General features: G+C 66.2%; 14 protein-coding genes. 5 read left to right on the top strand and 9 right to left on the bottom strand.

Features of this window, described 5'->3' with window-relative positions; all coding sequences use genetic code 11:
* Positions 1 to 168: 168 nt before the first annotated feature.
* Genes ACAH01_RS16550 through ACAH01_RS16565 form a run of 4 tightly spaced genes read right to left on the bottom strand, consistent with a single transcriptional unit; the run spans position 169 to position 4,499 of the window.
* Positions 169 to 1,290, bottom strand: coding sequence for an ABC transporter ATP-binding protein (locus tag ACAH01_RS16550; RefSeq protein ID WP_170092922.1), 1,122 nt, complete (start codon positions 1,288 to 1,290; stop codon positions 169 to 171).
* A 6-nt stretch (positions 1,291 to 1,296) separates the two neighbouring features.
* Positions 1,297 to 2,148: a carbohydrate ABC transporter permease gene (locus ACAH01_RS16555; RefSeq protein ID WP_372480853.1), complete on the bottom strand. Its 852-nt coding sequence runs from the start codon at positions 2,146 to 2,148 to the stop codon at positions 1,297 to 1,299.
* Between the two features lies 1 nt (position 2,149).
* Positions 2,150 to 3,127: a carbohydrate ABC transporter permease gene (locus ACAH01_RS16560; RefSeq protein ID WP_170092920.1), complete on the bottom strand. Its 978-nt coding sequence runs from the start codon at positions 3,125 to 3,127 to the stop codon at positions 2,150 to 2,152.
* A gap of 1 nt (position 3,128) precedes the next feature.
* Positions 3,129 to 4,499 carry an ABC transporter substrate-binding protein gene (locus tag ACAH01_RS16565; protein ID WP_372480854.1) on the bottom strand — a complete coding sequence of 457 codons (1,371 nt, stop codon included), beginning with the start codon at positions 4,497 to 4,499 and terminating at the stop codon, positions 3,129 to 3,131.
* Positions 4,500 to 4,608: 109 nt separating this feature from the next.
* Here ACAH01_RS16565 and ACAH01_RS16570 point away from each other — a divergent pair, with 109 nt between their 5' ends.
* Positions 4,609 to 5,811 carry a glycoside hydrolase family 88 protein gene (locus ACAH01_RS16570; protein ID WP_372480855.1) on the top strand — a complete coding sequence of 401 codons (1,203 nt, stop codon included), beginning with the start codon at positions 4,609 to 4,611 and terminating at the stop codon, positions 5,809 to 5,811.
* A gap of 46 nt (positions 5,812 to 5,857) precedes the next feature.
* On the opposite strand, the gene ACAH01_RS16575 is transcribed toward ACAH01_RS16570, so the two are convergent.
* Positions 5,858 to 7,030, bottom strand: coding sequence for an MFS transporter (locus tag ACAH01_RS16575; RefSeq protein WP_372480856.1), 1,173 nt, complete (start codon positions 7,028 to 7,030; stop codon positions 5,858 to 5,860).
* Positions 7,031 to 7,906 carry a CehA/McbA family metallohydrolase gene (locus ACAH01_RS16580; RefSeq protein ID WP_372480857.1) on the bottom strand — a complete coding sequence of 292 codons (876 nt, stop codon included), beginning with the start codon at positions 7,904 to 7,906 and terminating at the stop codon, positions 7,031 to 7,033. It lies immediately after the preceding gene.
* 95 nt (positions 7,907 to 8,001) lie between these two features.
* Here ACAH01_RS16580 and ACAH01_RS16585 point away from each other — a divergent pair, with 95 nt between their 5' ends.
* Positions 8,002 to 9,333, top strand: a complete 1,332-nt coding sequence (locus tag ACAH01_RS16585; RefSeq protein WP_372480858.1) for a glycerate kinase — start codon at positions 8,002 to 8,004, stop codon at positions 9,331 to 9,333.
* Positions 9,334 to 9,386: 53 nt separating this feature from the next.
* Here the strand turns inward: ACAH01_RS16585 and ACAH01_RS16590 are convergent, their stop codons facing one another.
* Positions 9,387 to 10,238 (bottom strand): fumarylacetoacetate hydrolase family protein, encoded by an 852-nt coding sequence (locus ACAH01_RS16590; RefSeq protein WP_170092914.1) that lies wholly within the window; start codon positions 10,236 to 10,238, stop codon positions 9,387 to 9,389.
* Positions 10,239 to 10,343: 105 nt separating this feature from the next.
* Here ACAH01_RS16590 and ACAH01_RS16595 point away from each other — a divergent pair, with 105 nt between their 5' ends.
* A complete protein-coding gene (locus tag ACAH01_RS16595) occupies positions 10,344 to 11,681 on the top strand; it encodes a DUF362 domain-containing protein (protein WP_372480859.1) in 1,338 nt (445 codons plus the stop codon).
* Positions 11,682 to 11,690: 9 nt separating this feature from the next.
* Here the strand turns inward: ACAH01_RS16595 and ACAH01_RS16600 are convergent, their stop codons facing one another.
* Entirely contained in the window at positions 11,691 to 13,526 is a 1,836-nt protein-coding gene (locus ACAH01_RS16600) for a DUF2264 domain-containing protein (protein WP_372480860.1), read from the bottom strand.
* Between the two features lie 284 nt (positions 13,527 to 13,810).
* On the opposite strand from ACAH01_RS16600, the gene ACAH01_RS16605 reads away from it, so the two are divergent.
* Positions 13,811 to 14,908 carry a Gfo/Idh/MocA family protein gene (locus ACAH01_RS16605; protein ID WP_153555053.1) on the top strand — a complete coding sequence of 366 codons (1,098 nt, stop codon included), beginning with the start codon at positions 13,811 to 13,813 and terminating at the stop codon, positions 14,906 to 14,908.
* A gap of 59 nt (positions 14,909 to 14,967) precedes the next feature.
* On the opposite strand, the gene ACAH01_RS16610 is transcribed toward ACAH01_RS16605, so the two are convergent.
* A complete protein-coding gene (locus ACAH01_RS16610; RefSeq protein WP_372480861.1) occupies positions 14,968 to 15,771 on the bottom strand; it encodes an aldo/keto reductase in 804 nt (267 codons plus the stop codon).
* A gap of 174 nt (positions 15,772 to 15,945) precedes the next feature.
* On the opposite strand from ACAH01_RS16610, the gene ACAH01_RS16615 reads away from it, so the two are divergent.
* Positions 15,946 to 16,713 carry an IclR family transcriptional regulator gene (locus ACAH01_RS16615; RefSeq protein ID WP_170092909.1) on the top strand — a complete coding sequence of 256 codons (768 nt, stop codon included), beginning with the start codon at positions 15,946 to 15,948 and terminating at the stop codon, positions 16,711 to 16,713.
* Positions 16,714 to 17,006: the final 293 nt, after the last annotated feature.

Below are 17,006 nucleotides of genomic sequence, written 5' to 3' on the forward strand. Positions count from 1 at the left end.
CCACCCCGGGGTGGTGAAGATCGTCACGAAGTGACAGCCGGCAGTATGAGCGACACGCAGCCGTCTCCTCTCGTTTTCCACTCGCTGTCGAACACGCCACAGTACGCACCGTCTCTGGTCGATCTCTCTGGGCATGACACGCCGAAGGAGAATGCGAGCGGCGACGACTTAGAACTGCGCCGCCTGCGGTTCGATCTCGTCGGTCTTGGTCTTGATCGCCGCGCCGGTTTCGCTCTCGAAGAGGTACATCGCCGACTCGGCGAAGGAGAGACCGACCCGCTGGCCGGGCTCCGGGCGAACGGTCACCTCGGTCCGGGCGACGACCTCCGTGTCGCCGACGGTGCCGTAGATGAAGTTCTCGTTGCCCATCTTCTCGACGACGGTGACGGTCATGTCGTCCCCGCCCTCTTCGATCGTCAGGTCTTCCGGACGGATCCCGAGGCGGACGGTGCCGTCCTCGACGCTGTGGGCTTCGAGTTCGTAGCTGAAGCCACTCGGAGCGGTCAGCGTCTGTCCGTCGACGCTCACGTCGAAGAAGTTGATGCTCGGGCTCCCGATGAAGCCGGCGACGAACTCGTTTGCGGGACTCCGATAGATCTCTTCTGGCGGCGCGACCTGCTGGAGGAGCCCGTCGTCCAGCACGGCGATCCGATCGCCCATCGCCATCGCCTCGGTCTGGTCGTGGGTGACGTACACCGTCGTCACGCCGAGGTCGTTCTGGAGTTCCTGGATCTCGGTGCGCATCTCCGCCCGGAGCTTCGCGTCGAGATTCGAGAGCGGCTCGTCCATCAGGAAGATACCGGGTTCGCGAACGATCGAACGTCCGAGCGCGACGCGTTGCTGTTGTCCGCCCGAGAGCTCGTCGGGCGTCTTCGAGAGGAGGTCCTCGATTCCCATCATCTCGGCCACGTCGGTGACGCGACTGTCGATCTCCGGCGTCGTCAGCGTCGAGGAGAGGCGCAGACCGAAGCTGATGTTCTTTCGGACCGTCATGTGGGGGTACAGCGCGTAGTTCTGGAACACCATCGCCACGTCGCGGTCCCGTGGCCGGAGGTCGTTGACGACCGTCTCACCGAACCGGATCTCTCCGCCGGTCGCGTCTTCGAGGCCGGCGATACATCGCAGCGTCGTCGACTTCCCACAGCCCGACGGACCGACGAAGACGAGGAACTCGCCGTCCTCGATCTCGAGGTCGACGTCCTCGACGGCGACGATCTCGTTGTCGGGGATGTCGTCCATGTCAGTCGCGTCGTAGCTCTTCGTCAATCCATCGAGAGTTATTGCTGTCATCGTGTATCACTCCTTGACTGCTCCGCCGAGTATACCGTTTACGAAGTGGCGCTGTAGCAGGATGAACACCACGAACATCGGGACGATCGCCATCGCGGACGCGACCATCAGCTGGTCGTACGCGATCATGTCGTTGCTCATGATCTTCGAGATGGCCACCGGGATCGTGTACTTCCCTTCGCGCAACACCACGAGGGGCCACAGGAAGAGATTCCACTGGAAGAGAAACAGGATCACCGCCAGCGCGGCGAGCGACGACTTCATCGACGGGAGCACGACGCGGTAGTACAGCTGGAACTCCGACGCGCCGTCCATCCGTGCGGCTTCGAGCAGCGAGTCCGGGATCGACTGCATCGCCTGTTTCATGAAGAAGATCCCCAGCGGATACGCGGCCCACGGGAGGATCACGGCCCAGTAGCTGTTCGACAGGCCCATGTTCGAGACGAGCAGGAACAGCGGGATCACCAGCAGATTCGTCGGGAGCAACAGCGTTCCCAGAATCCCCATGAACAGCGCCCGCTTGTACTTGAAGTCGTACTTCGCCAGCGCGAAGCCGCCCATCGAACAGAACAGCAACGCCAGTCCCGTGTAGACGACCGCGATCACGAGACTGTTGAGCATGCTCCGGTAGAAGTCGACTTCCGGCCGAGCGGCGAGCGCCTCGGCGTTTGTCAGGAAGTTCGACCCCGGAATCAGCCGCGGCAGTTCACCGGCACCACCGGCGAAGATCGCCGACTGTGGCAGCGTCGAGGCGACGACGACCCAGTAAATGGGGAACATCATCACCATCGTGACGGCGATGAGGAACCCGTAGCCACCGAACTGCCACAGCGCCTCCTTTTCGAGTTTTTCGTGCATCTTAGGACACCTTGAATTGGATGAGCGACAGGGTCATGATGATCGCCACGAGGGCGACGGTCAGTGCGCTCCCGTAGCCGAGTTCGAGGTTCTGGAACGCGACCTGCCAGATGTAGTAGACGATCGTTCGCGTCTCGTTGATCGGGCCCCCGGAGCTGATGACGATCATCGGCTCGGCGAACTTCTTGAAGACGCCGATCGTCGTCGTCACGAAGACGAACAGCATGATCGGCTTCAGCTGTGGCAGCGTGATGTGGCGGAACTTCTGGATCTTCGTCGCCCCGCCGATCTCCGCGGCCTCGTACAGCGACGGCGAGATCGTCTGTAGCCCGGCGAGGATGATGATCATGTTGTACCCCGTCCAGCGCCACACCGACATGAACGCCACGAGGTTCCGCGCCCAGAAGCCGTCGCTGAGCCAGTCGATCGGACTGATCCCCACAGCGCCGAGCGCGATGTCGGCGATCCCGCCTTCCGCCGCGATCACGATGAACACGGCGGAGTACGCGACCGTGTTCGCCGACACCGGGAGCAACAGGAGACTCCTGAAGATGCCCTTGTACTTGGTGTAGGCGGCGTTCAACACGAGCGCGAGCCCGAGTGCCAGCGCGACCATCAGGGGCACCTGCACGACGAAGATGATCGCCGTGTTCAACAGCGACTGGTAGAACACGCTGTCGGTGAGCAGGCGTCGATAGTTGTCCAGACCGACGTACTGGAGGTTCGCCATCTCGGGGATCATGATCTGGTACGCCCCGATGTCGATGGCGAACAGCGCCTCCGTCGAGACGCCCTGGAACGTGAAGAAAGACAGGTAGAAGGTGTAGAAAACCGGGATCGCGAGGAACACGCCGAACAGCAGGAAGAACGGACTCAAGAACAACAGCGGCGTTCCAGGCAGCGTCGGGAGCCGGTCTTTCAACTGCTCGCGCTTGAATCGAACCTGATCGAGCAGCGGAACGAGCAGCTGGCGGCTCATGTTAGGCGACTTCACGCCCGGTCTCGTTGGCGGACTGGGTGACCCACTCCTCCAGTGCCGACTCGGGATCGAGGTCACCGTAGACGACGTCCTGCAGGAGCGGGTTGAGCAGGTTCATGATCTTCGGCGAGTCGAGCGTGTAGCGGTACGGCGGAATGTCGTCGGCGATGTCGGTCCACAGCGTACCGAGCGCCTGCCCGCCGAAGAACTCGCGGGGGTTCTCGAAGGCCTCGTCGTCCCACGCAGGCATGTACGCGCTGATGTTGCCCTCCTCGGCGAACAGGTTCGCCATCTCCTCGACGTTGGTCGTCGTGTTGACGACGAAGTCGAAGGCCCGGCGTGCCGTGGCCTCGTCGTTCTGGGCCGGGAAGCAGACGCCGGAGCCGCCGATGTTGCTCGCACGGGTGCCGCCCGACTCCAGGGCCGGGATCTTCATGCCCCGCCAGTCGCCCGCCGCCTCGTCCATCGAGGACATCAGCGTCCCGCTGAACCACGCCCCCGAGAGGTAGGCCGTGATGGTCCCCTCGTTGAAGCCGGCGAACCACTGCTGGCTCCAGCTCGCGGTGTCGTCCGTGATGCCGGCGTCGGCCAGTTCCTGGAGCTGTGCCATCGCTTGCACCGCTTTGTCGTTGTCGAACGCGAGCCGTCCTTCCTCGTCGAACTCGACGCCGCCGAGCTGGCGGTACATCATCCGCCAGAACACCGAGAGGCCGCTGCCCGGAAGCGACAGCAGCGACACGTCGTCCGGGAGCTTCTTGCCCTCCTCGATGAACTCGTCGTAGGTCTCGATGTCGTCGCTGAGCCCGTGCTCGTCCCAGATGTCCTTGCGGTAGAACAGCGTCGCCGGTCCGATGTCGTAGGGGACCTCGTACACTGCGTCCCCGTCGCTGACGACTTCCCAGATCCCCGAGGTGAAGTCGTCGCGGATGTCGGCCTCGTCGATCCAGTCGGAGACGTCACGCAGCCCGCCGGTCTTGGCGACCTGCTTGAGCGAGGTGTACTCGACCATCGCGGCGTCGGGCGCACCGGTCCCCGAGAGCAGCCGCGTCTGGAGGTTGTCGAGCAGTTCGTCCGGGCCCATGTTCGTGTGTTCGACCGTCGCGTCGGTCTCGGACTCGTAGCGCTCGATGTGTGGCCCCCACGTCTTGCTCAGCTCCCAGAAGCTGAACGAATCTGCCATGGGTACCGGTGTAGCCTCCCCGCTCTCCTCGGTGGAGCCCCCCGATTCCCCGGCGGAGCCGTCGCCGCTCTCGCCCGACCCCTCGCCGTCGGAGCCGCTTTGGCTGATACAGCCGGCCATACTTGCGACACTGAGCGTGCCGAGCGCCTTCAGTAGCTGTCGCCGATCGCTGCTCGCATTCTGGTCTGTCATTGCGGACGTGGGAATAACTATGACGTTTATACATATAGTTTTCGGATGGCACACCCCCGCCAGGTTTCGACAATAGGTTTATTGTCCGTCTGGAGTGAGTTCGAACCGAATGAGCCGAAGTCCTCAGGCGCTCGCGGCTACAGTGTCCGAACCGGCGCTTCCCGACCGCTACTTCGACCGGCCAGAGCGAAGCCAGGAACAGCTAGAACAGGCGTTGACCGCCGCGATCGAGCGGATCGGCGAGAACCTCGATCGGTACTACGACCGGTTCCCGACGGCTTCGAGCGACGACCTCGTCTACGGGTCGACCGGCAACACCGACGGGTGGACGACCGCCTTCTGGACCGGACTCTGCTGGCTCGCCTACGACGTGACCGGCCAGCGGCGGTTCAGAGACGCCGCCGAGGCACAACTGGAGACGTTCGCGCACCGCCTCGACGACGGCCTCGTCGAGACGCACGATCTGGGCTTTCTGTACACGCTGTCGGCGGTCGCCGGCTACCGGCTGACCGACGAGGAGCGGTATCGATCGATCGCGCTCCGCGGGGCCGATCTGCTCACCGACCGCTACTGGCAGACGCCTGGCCTCCTCCAGGCCTGGGGGAGTATGGACGACGAAGACGACGAGAACCGTGGGCGGATGATCGTCGACACGATGATGAACCTCCCGCTGCTGTTCTGGGCCAGCGAGGTCACGGACGACCCGCGATACCGAGCTATCGCGGCGTCTCACGCCCGCACGAACGCCGCCCACGTCGTCCGCCCGGACGCCTCGACGTTTCATACGTTCCGGTGTGACGTCGAGGACGGGACGGCTCTGGGTGGTGAGACGGCCCAGGGGTACGACGACGACTCCTGCTGGTCACGGGGCCAGACGTGGGCGATCTACGGCTACGCGGTCGCTGCCGACTATCTCGACACCGGTGCCTACGCGGGGCTCTCGGCCAAGGTCGCGAACTACTACCTCTCGCACGTCGAGGACGACCACGTCCCGCTGTGGGACTTTGACGCCCCGACGGACCCGGCGATCCGCGACAGCTCGGCCGCCGCCGTCGCCGCCTGCGGGCTTGACGAACTCTCCCGGCAGCTCCCGAGTGGCGACGAGCGCGTCCCGGCCTACCGCAACGCCTCGCTGGCGACGCTTGCCAGTCTCACCGAGCACTACACCGCGGGCGAGGCGTCCAACGGGCTGTTGACCGACGGAGCGTACCACCCGTCGGACGGCGACTACGGGGAGTGTTGCATCTGGGGAGACTACTTCTACGTCGAGGCGCTCGTCCGGGCGACCGAACACTACGACCGGTTCTGGTAACTGCCGACCGCTCTCTCGGTGTCGTGGCCGCGGCGAGTGGCCGAAATTACGACGCTTCCACGTTCGCGAGCTGTGCCGCGCCGACGAGCCCCGCCGCCGACAGGAGCACGAGGCCGAGCATGCCGAACGCGACCATCCAGCCCAGGCGGTCTGCGACGCCGCCCGTGACGACGCTTCCGAGCGACCCGAGCAAGACGTACACGGTCCGCACGAGTCCGAAGCCGGTACCTCGCTCCGCGCGGCCGAGCTGGTCGAGAAAGAGCGCCTGGATCGGCGTGCTCCAGCTCATCGCGTACCCCGCCAGCGTGACCCCGACGACGACCGGCACCAGGCCCGTGGCACCGACCAGCAGGGCGTACCCGACGACGCCACTCGCCAGCGCCAGCATCGTCGCTCGGGCGCGACCGACGGCGTCGGACAGCCAGCCGGTCGCCGGCTGGGCGACCGCCAGGACGACGAAGTAAAGCGAGAACAGCAGGCTCGCTCGCTGGAGGGACAACCCCTGTGCCGCCACCAGAAAGGTCGGGAGAAACGACGTGGCCGCCATCCCGACGAACTCCGCGAGCACGGCCACTGCCGTCCCGTAGGCCAGCACCGGCCGGGAGAGGATGTCGCGGAACAAGCCCGCGTCGAACTGCTGACGGACGCTCACGTCCGGTCGACGCGGTGGCGTGGGTCGGACGGTCACCCAGAACAGGAGCAGTATCGGCGCGGCGACGGCCCCGACCAGTAACCCGGCCCGCCAGCCGAACCGGACGGTCACGGCCGCGACCGAGATCGGGGCCAGCAGGCCGGCCGCCTGTCCGCCGATCCGATGGACGCCGATCGCTCGACCGACGCCGTCGAACTCCCGTGTGAGGAGCGTCGTCCCGGCGTTGTAGTACAGCCCGACGCCCGCACCCAGGGCGACGACGACGAGGACGAACAGCGGGAAGGTCGCCACGACGGCCAGCAGGACGCTGCCGACGGCCGCCGTCGCGAGCGAGACCAGCACGACCGGGCGCTCGCCGAACCGGTCACCGAAGACACCGGCGGGGTACTGCACGAGCGCGTACGCGGCCCACATGCCCGTCAGCGCCGCACCGATCGCCCCCTTCGACACTTCGAACGCCCCGGTGATCTCGGGAACGAGCGGACTGATGACGAGCTGGCCGACGCGACTCCCGAAGAAAGCGAGCACGCAACTCGCGAGGACGACGTGGCGATAGCCCCGCTCCATCTATGTCAGGTAGAACGGCTGGGTCCAGGCCGCGTCGTCGCCCCGGCCACGACACTCCACTCGCACGTAGCTGTGTTCTCGTCCGTAGACCAGATCCTCTGGCAGGTGGAACTGGACCGTCTCGCCCGCTCTCGTCTGCTGGATCCGCCCCCAGTCGCTCACCAGACGGGCCGTCACGGGCTCGCTGGTGGCGAGTTCGACGGTCCCGTCCTCGACCGCGATTCGCTCGATATCGACGCCGGTCGAGACGTACGTCTGTCCGGCAGCGAGGGCTTCGAGCACCGCCGCGGGCGTTCGCTCGGCCACCTGTACGACCGTCCAGGCGTTCCCCACGTCGACCGCGTCGTGGGTGTCGTCCGTTCCGAAGCCCCAGACGCGCCGCCCGGCCGACAGGAGCTGGTCCCACCGATCGGTCGCCAGTGGTGTGCCCGGACACCGCTCGATGTTGCCGTTGTAGATCTCGATGCCGTGATAGCCGGTCAGCTCCGACAGTCGGCTCTGGGGCCAGTGGTCGAAGTCGGCCTCCCAGTTGGGGTGTGCGGGGATCGCCATCGCCCCCTGTTCTCGGATGTCGTCGACGACGGCCTGGCGGTCTGCCCGTGGCTCGACGACCGCCGTCGCTCCGACGTGTACCACGTGAGCGCCGTTCGCCGTCACTTCGACGGCCGGCAACAGCGTCAGCGGCGTGTCCGCCCGATACCGGTCGGGATCGACCAGCAGGTCGTGGTCCGAGATCGCCAGGAAGTCGTGTCCGATCGACTCGTAGGCGTCGAGTACTTCCTCGACGGTGTCCGCGCCGTCGGTCTCGGTCGTGTGAGTGTGGAGGTTCCCTCGCAGCCAACGCCCGTCGCCGGTGTATGGGTGTTCGATCTGCATACTGTGGCCGCACTAATCGGACTGAGTTAAAGCTACTGCCACTTTGACCGCTCTCGAACACACACTCTTTTGGGTCGGAGCACGCACGGTGAGCCATGATCGAGAACCGAGCGACACTGGAGCGCAGTCAGACCCACGCCCTCGCACTCGACTGTCTCGAACGCGCCGTCGCCGCCGCGGCACCCGAAGCGGCGATCCGGTCGAACGTCACCGTCTCGGACGGGACGCTGTCGATCGCCGACACCGAGTACGACCTCACCGCGTACCGCGACGTGGTCGTCGTCGGGGGCGGGAAAGCCGCCAGCGGCGTCGTCACTGCGCTGGAATCGATCCTCGGCGACCACGTTACCGACGGACTGGTCGTGACCAAACACCCGACCGAGAGCGACCGCGTCCGGTGTGTCACCGGCGACCACCCCCTCCCGTCCGAGCGCAACGTCCAGGCCACGGCCGAACTGCTGGCACTGGTGGCCGAGGCCGACGCCGAGACGCTCGTGGTCCCGGTCGTCACCGGCGGGACGAGCGCACTCCTGACGGCTCCGGCCGGCGACCTCTCGCTGACGGAACTCCGCGAGACGACGGCGCTGCTGCTCGACAGCGGCGCGCCCATCGACGAGATCAACGCGGTCCGCAAACACCTCTCGGAGAGCAAGGGGGGCCGCCTCGCAGCGGCGGCCGCACCGGCCACCGTCGCAACGCTCGTCCTCTCTGACGTCGTCGGCAACGATCTGTCGGCCATCGGCAGTGGGCCGACCGTTCCGGACGAGACGACGTACGGCGACGCGCTGGCCGTGCTCGAACGGCACGACGTTACGCCGCCGGAGGCCGTCGCCGCGCACCTCGCGGCCGGGGACGCGGGTCGGCGACCGGAAACGCCGACCACCGCTGGGCTGTCGGCCGAGCGCGTCCGGACACACCTGGTCGGAGACAACGCACTGGCGCTCGACGCGGCCCGCGATGTCGCACGCGAGGCGGGGTACACGCCGCTCGTGGTGACTTCGCGCCTGCGCGGCGAGGCCCGCGAGGCCGGCACGACCCTGCTGGCCGTCGCCGAGGAGATCGCCGCCACGGGCGACCCGGTCGAACCGCCGGCAGTCGTGCTGGCTGGCGGGGAGTGTACCGTCTCGATCACCGGCGAGGGCGGGACCGGTGGTCCCAACCAGGAACTCGCACTGTCGGCCGGCATCGAGCTGACCGGCGAGACGGTCGTCGCCGCCGTCGACAGCGACGGCGAGGACGGGAGTTCGGCGGTCGCTGGCGCGCTCGTCGACGACGAGACGGTCACGGATCGGGCGGCCGCCCGCGAGGCGCTCGCGGCCAACGACGCGGGACGGTTCCTGAGCGAGGCGGACGCGACGATCCGGACCGGCCCCACGGGAACGAACGTCAACGACGTCGTGGTCCTCGTGGTTCCCGACCGCGCCTGATACTGTTGTCTGTCACTTCGTAACGAGATTCGCTGTTGCGGTCGCGACCGCAGCTATCGGCCGACGACCGGATTCCGAAGCGTTCCGATGCCTTCGATCTCTGCCTCGACCGTCTGGCCAGGCTCCAGCACCTCGACCGGATCGCGGAAGATGCCGACGCCGCCGGGCGTCCCCGTCGAGATCACGTCGCCGGGTCGCAGCGTCATGGCCTCGCTGATGTAGGCGACGAGCTCGCCCACGTCGAAGATGAACTGCTCGGTGTTCGAGGACTGCTTTCTCTCGCCGTCGACGCGCAACTCCACGTCGAGGGCGTTCGGGTCGATGTCGTCGCCGGTGACCAGTCGCGGCCCCATCGGCGCGAACGTGTCGTAGCTCTTGCCCCGGAAGAACTGCCCGTCTTCGTTCTGGGCCGTTCGCTCGCTCACGTCGTTGAGCACGGTGTAGCCGGCGATGTGGTCGTAGGCGTCGGCCTCGTCGACCGAGGAGATCGTGTCGCCGACGACGACGGCCAGTTCGACCTCGTAGTCGACCTGGGCTGGCCCTTCGGGATCGGGGTGGACGATCGGGTCTGCCGGGTTGGTGACGGCGGTCGGGGCCTTCCCGAACAGCATCGGGCTGTCCGGCACGGTCTCGTCTTGCTCCTGGGCGTGATCGTGGTAGTTGAGGCCACAGCAGACGATCTTTCCCGGCTGTGGCACCGGCGCGAGCAGCGACACCGCCGTGGGGTCGATCTGCGTCGACGCCCCGTTCTCGATGCGGGCCGCGACGTGTGATCGGTAGCTGGGGTTCGCGAGGTCGTTCAGTGACGGCTCTCCCCAGGGGAGATCCGACAGTGCGTGAATCGTCTGTTCGCGTTCCAGACCCCACGCTGGGGTCGTTCCGTCGGTGTATCGAACGAAGCGCATCAGTTCGATAGGCGGCAGTTCGACCCTTAAATCTTGAGATCTGTCGACACCTACCGACCGGCGGTATCAGCCACGTTTATGACGCGCTCGCCACACAGTGAGCGCATGGAGCGAAACCAAAGCGCCAGCGAACTCTCCGTGCCGGAGGCGACGATCGTCGACGCGTGTGGCGACCTCGACCTCCCGAAACTCGGTGTCGTCGAACAGGTCTGGGAGACAGATCCGATCCCCGCCGCAGAGATCGACGCTCACGTCGAGCGCGCCGTCGACGCCCTCGAACTCGACGACGTGCCTACGGGCGGCGAGATCGCGCTCGGCGTCGGGAGCCGGGGCATCGCGAACGTCCCCGCGATCGTCGCAGCGGCCGTCTCGGCCCTCGAAGACAGGGGGTACGCGCCGTTCGTCTTCCCGGCGATGGGGAGCCACGGCGGCGCGACCGGCGAGGGACAGGCCGAGATGCTCGCGGAACTGGGCGTCACGGAGTCGGCCATCGGCTGTGAGATCCGGTCCAGCATGGACGTGGTCGAGGTGGGTCGAACGCCCGAGCGGGACGTGCCGGTCGTCGCCGACGCCCACGCCGCCGGAGCCGACGCCATCGTCCCGATCAACCGCGTCAAGCCCCACACCGACTTCGACGGGGCAGTCGAGAGCGGGCTCTCGAAGATGCTCGTCATCGGGATGGGCAAGCAACGCGGCGCGAAGATCGCCCACGAGTGGGCCGTCGACTGGTCGTTCCGGAACATGATCCCGGAGATCGCCGGGCAACTGCTCGACGCGTTGCCGGTCGTGGGCGGGATCGCCCTGCTGGAAGACCAGCACGACGAGACGACGCTGATCGAGGGTGTCCCGCCGAGTGGCTTCCTCGACCGCGAGCGGGAACTGCTCGAACGGGCATACGACATCATGCCGACGCTGCCCTTCTCGGAGCTCGACGTCGTCGTGTTCGACGAACAGGGCAAGGACGTGAGCGGCCAGGGCCTCGACACGAACGTCATCGGTCGACGGACCTTCGCGATCAACGAGCCGGCGCCCGAGGAGCCGACGATCAAGCGCATCTACACCCGCGGGCTGACGACGGCGACCCACGGCAACGCGATGGGCGTCGGCTCGGCGGACCTGATCCACGAGGACGTGGTCGCCGAGCTTGACGCCGAGACGACCCTGATCAACGCGCTCACCGCCAGCACCGTCCGCGGCGTCCGTCTCCCGCCGGTCGTCGAGAGCGACAGGGCCGGTCTCGTCGCGGCGCTGTCGACCATCGGCGTCGTCGATCCCGAGACCGTTCGCGTGGTCCGGGCGCGTGACACCATGCACCTCGCTCGCTTCTTCGCCTCCGAGGCGCTGATCGAGGAAGCACGCCAGCGCGAGGACCTCCGGGTCGTCGAGGAAGCGACGCCGATCGAGTTCGACGACGGCACGTTCAGCGCCTCGCTGGCGGACTGACGATCGCTGCTACTGCTGTTCGAGGCTGACTGTCTGTCTCGTTTCTCCCTCGCCGTCGCCAATGGTGGCCCCCGACCAGGTCCACTCGACGGTCGGCGGTTCGGTCCACGCCGTCGGGCTGGCTGTTCCAGGCACGCCGAGGACGGCCGTCGCGAACCGGTAACTGCCGGGCTCGAAGGAGCGAGACAGGACCGGGACCGCGGTGCGTGGGTGCTGGACGTTCGTGTTCGGGACCGGTGTCGTCACCGCCGGCTCACAGCGGTCCCCGCCGCCGACGGCCCGGAGGCCGCTGAAGTCCTCGAACGACACTGCCGCCATCTGCCCCTCGGTCGTCTCTCGCACGTCGTCGGCGTACCGTTCCTCGGTCGTCGGCAGCGCGAAGCCGCCTTCCGCGGTCTCGATCGCCCGCGCGGCTTCGAGCTGGTGGATCCGGACGTGCCACGGCCCGACCGGGAGCACCTTCGTCCTGACTGTCACGTCGTCGAAGGGGTCCCACGTCGACGCTGCGACGCCGTCGTCGACGCTGCCGTCGAGGGCCGCTGTCCGTCCGCGGAAGTGCTCGCCGTCCGTACTGACCACGAGCGTGCTGTCGATGCCACAGGCGTCGAGTCCGGCGATCCCGTCGTCGACGCCGAACCCGAAGTGACTGGAGTAGGCGAACTTGTTGTACTTGTTCCGGTAGCGGGGCGCGGCGGTGCCGCCGGTGAACGCGACGACGTGGTCCGGCTCGCGCCGGACGAGCAGGTCCGCCGCCTCGATCGGTCGCTGCCGGTCGAGTTCGGGAAGGGGCCGCTCGTCGGCCGTCCAGAAGGGGTGGTCCGCGTCGACGATCAGGGGCAGGAACGCCCGAAACGCCCAGTACGGCGATGACGGGGAGTTGTACCGCTCGGTCATCTTCTGTGAGGGGTACCGGTAGCCGACGGTCAGCGTCCCGTCGGCGGCGAAGATCGGCTGGTCGAACCACCACCGGAGGTTCCGGAGCCACAGCCCCCTGATCTCGCCCCACGGGAGGTCGGCGTCTCGACCGACGAGTGCGAGCGCGCCCCAGAACGCGGCCTGGGCGAATCGATAGGTGAGGCTCCGGCCGTAGGGGACCGCGCGCCCGCTTGGCTCGAACAGGTGGCGGTACTCGCTGGCGAACTCGATCGCCCGCCGTCTGAACCGGGCCGCGCGCTCGGGGTCGTCCTCGGCCAGCCAGGCGTAGAGGAGCCCTTCGACGTGCATCGTCCACGCACAGTAGTAGTCGACCGGGGCGTCTGGACCGTCGGCGTACCAGCCGTCGTCGAGCGCGAAGGTTTCGAGGCGGTCCAGATCGGTCGCGACCTGCTGGCGGTCGAACGGGGCCTCGACCGACGACAGCCCGACGTTGGCCAGCACCCGGAAGAACCGCCAGTTGTTGTCCGGGATCCACTCGCCGTTTGCCGCCGTCAGCCACGTCTGCACTCGCTCGCGTTCGGCCTCGTCGAGTGGCTCCCAGAGCTGTTCTGGGACGAGCCCGAGCGCCATCCCCAGACAGGAGCCCTCGACGACCTTCTGTCGCCCGTCAGCGATCGTGCCCCAGTACTCCGGGTGCTCCGGGTCCGTCCCGTTGACCAGTCCCGACCGATACCGCTCCCACCCGTCGAACTCGCCGCCGCCGGCCGCGAGCGTGGCGACGCCCCACAGCGAGCGAGCGTACCCCTCGATCCCCGCCTCATGGTTCGGGAACGACGCGCCGGCCGCGCCGACGCGAACCAGCGCCCCGCCGGGACTGTGGTGTGGTTCCAGCGGTGCGACGAGCTGTCGCACCGCCCGCTGTACGTCCGACCGCGTCGCCAGTGGGTTCTCCGTGACTGGATTTCCCATACCACCCCAACCGCGCTGTGGACAATGTATGTTGTGGCTCGTCGCCCGACACGTCGTAGTTCGGGGGGATGTCCACACTGCCGGCCGTCCGTGGCCGATTTCGTCGTACGCCAGGTGGCGAATATCGTCACGAAGTGACAGCCAACAGTACGACCTCCGTGCCTTCGGTCGGTGTGGAACTCAAGGATTTATAAATAGCGCTGTCGAAAGAGGTTCGCATGGGTCAGTCGAGCAGTGGCTCCAGCCATCCGGCTTGACTCGACGACGCAGAACCACAGACCACTATGAGCTACAACGCAGCGATCATCGGAACGGGCGGTATCGCCGGCATGGGCATCCTCGGGATGCACGACGAGGAGGCCATCGGAAACGAAAAGATCGACGCCAGCCACGCTGGCGGCTACGCCAGCACCTCGGAGATCGAACTCGTCGCCGTCGCCGACGTCGACAGCGAGAAACTCGACACGTTCGGCGACGCGTGGGACATCCCCGACAGTGGCCGCTATCTGGACCACGAGACGATGCTCGCGAGCGAAGACCTCGACGTGGTCTCGATCTGTACGCCGTCGTATCTCCACGACGGCCACGCGATCGACGCCGCGCGATCGTCCGCGGACCCGGACGTGATCTGGTGTGAGAAGCCGATCGCCTCCGACGTGTCTCGGGCCCAGGAGATGGTCGACACCTGCGCGGAGACGGGGACGGAACTGGTCGTCAACCACTCGTTCCGGTTCACCGAGAAGCTCCAGCGGCTCCGCTATCTCATCCAGCACGAGAACATTCTGGGCGACGTCCGGTCGGTCAGCACCCAGTACCGCATGGAACTGATGCGAAACTCGACACACGTCCTCGACACGCTCGTCTTCCTGCTCGATACGGTGCCACGGGAGGTCAACGGCTACATCACCGGCGAAAACGAGGCCGTCGACTCGCTCGACGTCGACGAGACGGTCGACGACGCCGGTGGCGGCGGCTACGTGGTCATGGAGGACGGGACCTTCGTGACGGTCGACTGTACGATCCCGCGCGACATCTCTTCGATGACGCTGAACTTCGTCGGCACCGAGGGGAAACTCTATCTCAACAACGACGACGGCGAGTGGCGCTACTGGCGACTCGAAGACGGCGAACACGTCGAGACGCCGCTGGACAGCATCGACGGCGAGTGGACCTGGGACGACGACTACAAGAACTCCTTCGCCAACGCCGCCGCCCACGTGCAGGACCTCCTCGCTGGTGAGTCGGAGAACTACTCGCCCGGCGCGGAGGCCGTGCGATCGCTGGAGATGATCGTCGGCTTCTACGTCTCACACTACACCGGGGGCGTCGTCGACGTTCCCCTCGACCGTCCGCTGCGTGACGTGACGATCACGTCCTGGTGAGACTGTCCGCGGTCACTGCTTCGAGATCGAGGTCGCGAACGACTGGACGGTCGCCGGTCTCAGAGCCACGGCGCGCCGTCGCGCTCGACGAACCGCTCGGTCCGGTCGATCGCCTCGATCGCCTCGATGTCTTCCTCGTCGAGTTCGAGTTCGCGTGACGCGAGGTTGTCGCGGATGTGCGGCTCGCTCGACGCCTTCGGGATCGGCGTCACCACGTCTTTGGACTGGAGCCAGGCGAGACTGACCTGTGCCTCACTGACGCTGTGTTTCTCCGCGATCGACTGGAGTTCGGGCAGTTCGAAGACGTTCCCGCGTGCCAGCGGCGAGTAGGCCACGAGGTTGTAGTCGTGTTCGCGCGCGTGGGCCAGCAGTTCGTCCTGCTGGAGCAGCGGGTGCATCTCGACCTGGTGGGCAAACAGCGGGGCGGAGAGTTCTGCAAGCGCCTCGTCGAGGAGCTCGACCGAGAAGTTGCTCAGGCCGACGTGGTCGATCAGTCCCCGTTCTCGGAGTTCGTCGAACGCCGGCATCGTCTCCGCGGGATCGTAGTTGCCCACCGGCCAGTGGACGTACAGCAGGTCCAGCGAGTCGAGACCGAGGCGGTCGAGGCTGGCCGCCAGTCCCTCGATCACTTCCTCGTGGGCGAGTCCGAACTTCTCGGCGTGGACCTTCGTCGCCACGAACACCTCCTCTCGGGGCACGTCGGCCTCGGCGATGCCCTCTCCGACGAGCGTTTCGTTGTCGTAGTACTGTGCGGTGTCGACGTGGCGGTAACCCGCTTCGAGCGCGAGCCGGACGCTCTCTCGACAGGTGTCCGGGTCGGTGTTTTGCCACGTCCCGAGTCCAATCGCTGGCATCTGACGCATATCTGGTCGATTAGGCCCCACTCATTTAGCCTCTTTGGAAGCCCGGACCGGCGGTGTCACGCTGCTGGCGGCGGATTTTCGAGGGAGACGAGCCACCGTCTGTTCGGACATCGGCGACCGGCGTTCAGTATTGGTGGAGTAGCTTTATTATCACACACGGGAAACACGACAACGATGCCCCAACGGAACAACTCCGGCGAGATACAGTCAGTGCAAACGGCCTTCCAGATCCTCGAAGAGTTGCGCCGCCGCAACGAGGCGAGTCTGATGGAACTGACCGACGCCTTCTCGCTCTCGAAGAGCAGCATCCACAACTACCTGAGCACGCTGGAGGGGGACGGCTACGTCGTCAAGGAGGGCAGCACCTACCGGCTCAGCCTCAAACACCTCGCGCTCGGAGGCAAGGCCCGGCACAGAGAGCAGATCTACGACATCGCCCGGGACGAAGTGACCGACCTGGCCGAGGAGACCGGCGAGATGGCGAACCTCCTCGTCGAGGAGAACGGCAAGGGGATCTACATCCACCGCGATCACGGACCCGACGCCGTCAAGACCGACTCCTACGTCGGCCAGCGGGTCAACCTCCACAGCACGGCACTGGGCAACGCGATCCTCGCGCACCTCCCCGAGGAACGCGTCGACGAGATCATCGAGCAACACGGTCTCCCGGAGATGACCGAGAACACGATCACCGAACGCGACGAACTGTTCGAGCGCCTGAAACGCGTTCGAACGGAGGGCGTCGCCTTCGACGACGAAGCCCGCGTCAAGGGCCTGCGGTGTGTCGCCGTCCCGATCGTGAACAACGACGACGTCGTCGAGGGCGCGATCAGCGTCTCCGGGCCGACGAGTCGACTCCAGGGGGATCGCTTCCGCTCGGAACTCCCCGCGAAGCTCAAGAGCGTCGCCAACGTCATCGAACTCAACATCACGTACACGTAGTCCGACACCGAGTCGTCCAGCGCCTCGCCGCATCAACTGGCAAGCTGCCGTACGACGAGACGGCCGAGCGTCCCACGACCATCGATCCACGGCGAAGCTGTCCCACACGATCTGTCCAGCAATGCAATACGAACGTCCAATAAAGCTCGAAAACGTCTGTGTGTGCGCGAGAGGTCACATTACGGCGGCTTCGCCTCGACGAACTCCGGACGGGGTCTGTGTTAGCAAACTGTATACAGTAAAGCACGACCAATATTATCTTATAGAGAATAAAGGTCTATATATCTGGATAC

The sequence above is a fragment of the Halomicrobium sp. HM KBTZ05 genome (assembly GCF_041530035.1).
Classification (GTDB): Archaea; Halobacteriota; Halobacteria; order Halobacteriales; family Haloarculaceae; genus Halomicrobium.

Excerpts from the sequence above, each read along its gene's own strand:
- ACAH01_RS16550 (WP_170092922.1), bottom strand. The coding sequence starts at position 1,290 with ATGACAGCAATAACTCTCGATGGATTGACGAAGAGCTACGACGCGACT.
- ACAH01_RS16575 (WP_372480856.1), bottom strand. The coding sequence starts at position 7,030 with ATGGAGCGGGGCTATCGCCACGTCGTCCTCGCGAGTTGCGTGCTCGCT.
- ACAH01_RS16600 (WP_372480860.1), bottom strand. The coding sequence starts at position 13,526 with ATGGGAAATCCAGTCACGGAGAACCCACTGGCGACGCGGTCGGACGTA.
- ACAH01_RS16555 (WP_372480853.1), bottom strand. The coding sequence starts at position 2,148 with ATGCACGAAAAACTCGAAAAGGAGGCGCTGTGGCAGTTCGGTGGCTAC.
- ACAH01_RS16605 (WP_153555053.1), top strand. The coding sequence starts at position 13,811 with ATGAGCTACAACGCAGCGATCATCGGAACGGGCGGTATCGCCGGCATG.
- ACAH01_RS16615 (WP_170092909.1), top strand. The coding sequence starts at position 15,946 with ATGCCCCAACGGAACAACTCCGGCGAGATACAGTCAGTGCAAACGGCC.
- ACAH01_RS16580 (WP_372480857.1), bottom strand. The coding sequence starts at position 7,906 with ATGCAGATCGAACACCCATACACCGGCGACGGGCGTTGGCTGCGAGGG.
- ACAH01_RS16565 (WP_372480854.1), bottom strand. The coding sequence starts at position 4,499 with ATGACAGACCAGAATGCGAGCAGCGATCGGCGACAGCTACTGAAGGCG.
- ACAH01_RS16590 (WP_170092914.1), bottom strand. The coding sequence starts at position 10,238 with ATGCGCTTCGTTCGATACACCGACGGAACGACCCCAGCGTGGGGTCTG.
- ACAH01_RS16595 (WP_372480859.1), top strand. The coding sequence starts at position 10,344 with ATGGAGCGAAACCAAAGCGCCAGCGAACTCTCCGTGCCGGAGGCGACG.
- ACAH01_RS16610 (WP_372480861.1), bottom strand. The coding sequence starts at position 15,771 with ATGCGTCAGATGCCAGCGATTGGACTCGGGACGTGGCAAAACACCGAC.
- ACAH01_RS16570 (WP_372480855.1), top strand. The coding sequence starts at position 4,609 with ATGAGCCGAAGTCCTCAGGCGCTCGCGGCTACAGTGTCCGAACCGGCG.
- ACAH01_RS16560 (WP_170092920.1), bottom strand. The coding sequence starts at position 3,127 with ATGAGCCGCCAGCTGCTCGTTCCGCTGCTCGATCAGGTTCGATTCAAG.
- ACAH01_RS16585 (WP_372480858.1), top strand. The coding sequence starts at position 8,002 with ATGATCGAGAACCGAGCGACACTGGAGCGCAGTCAGACCCACGCCCTC.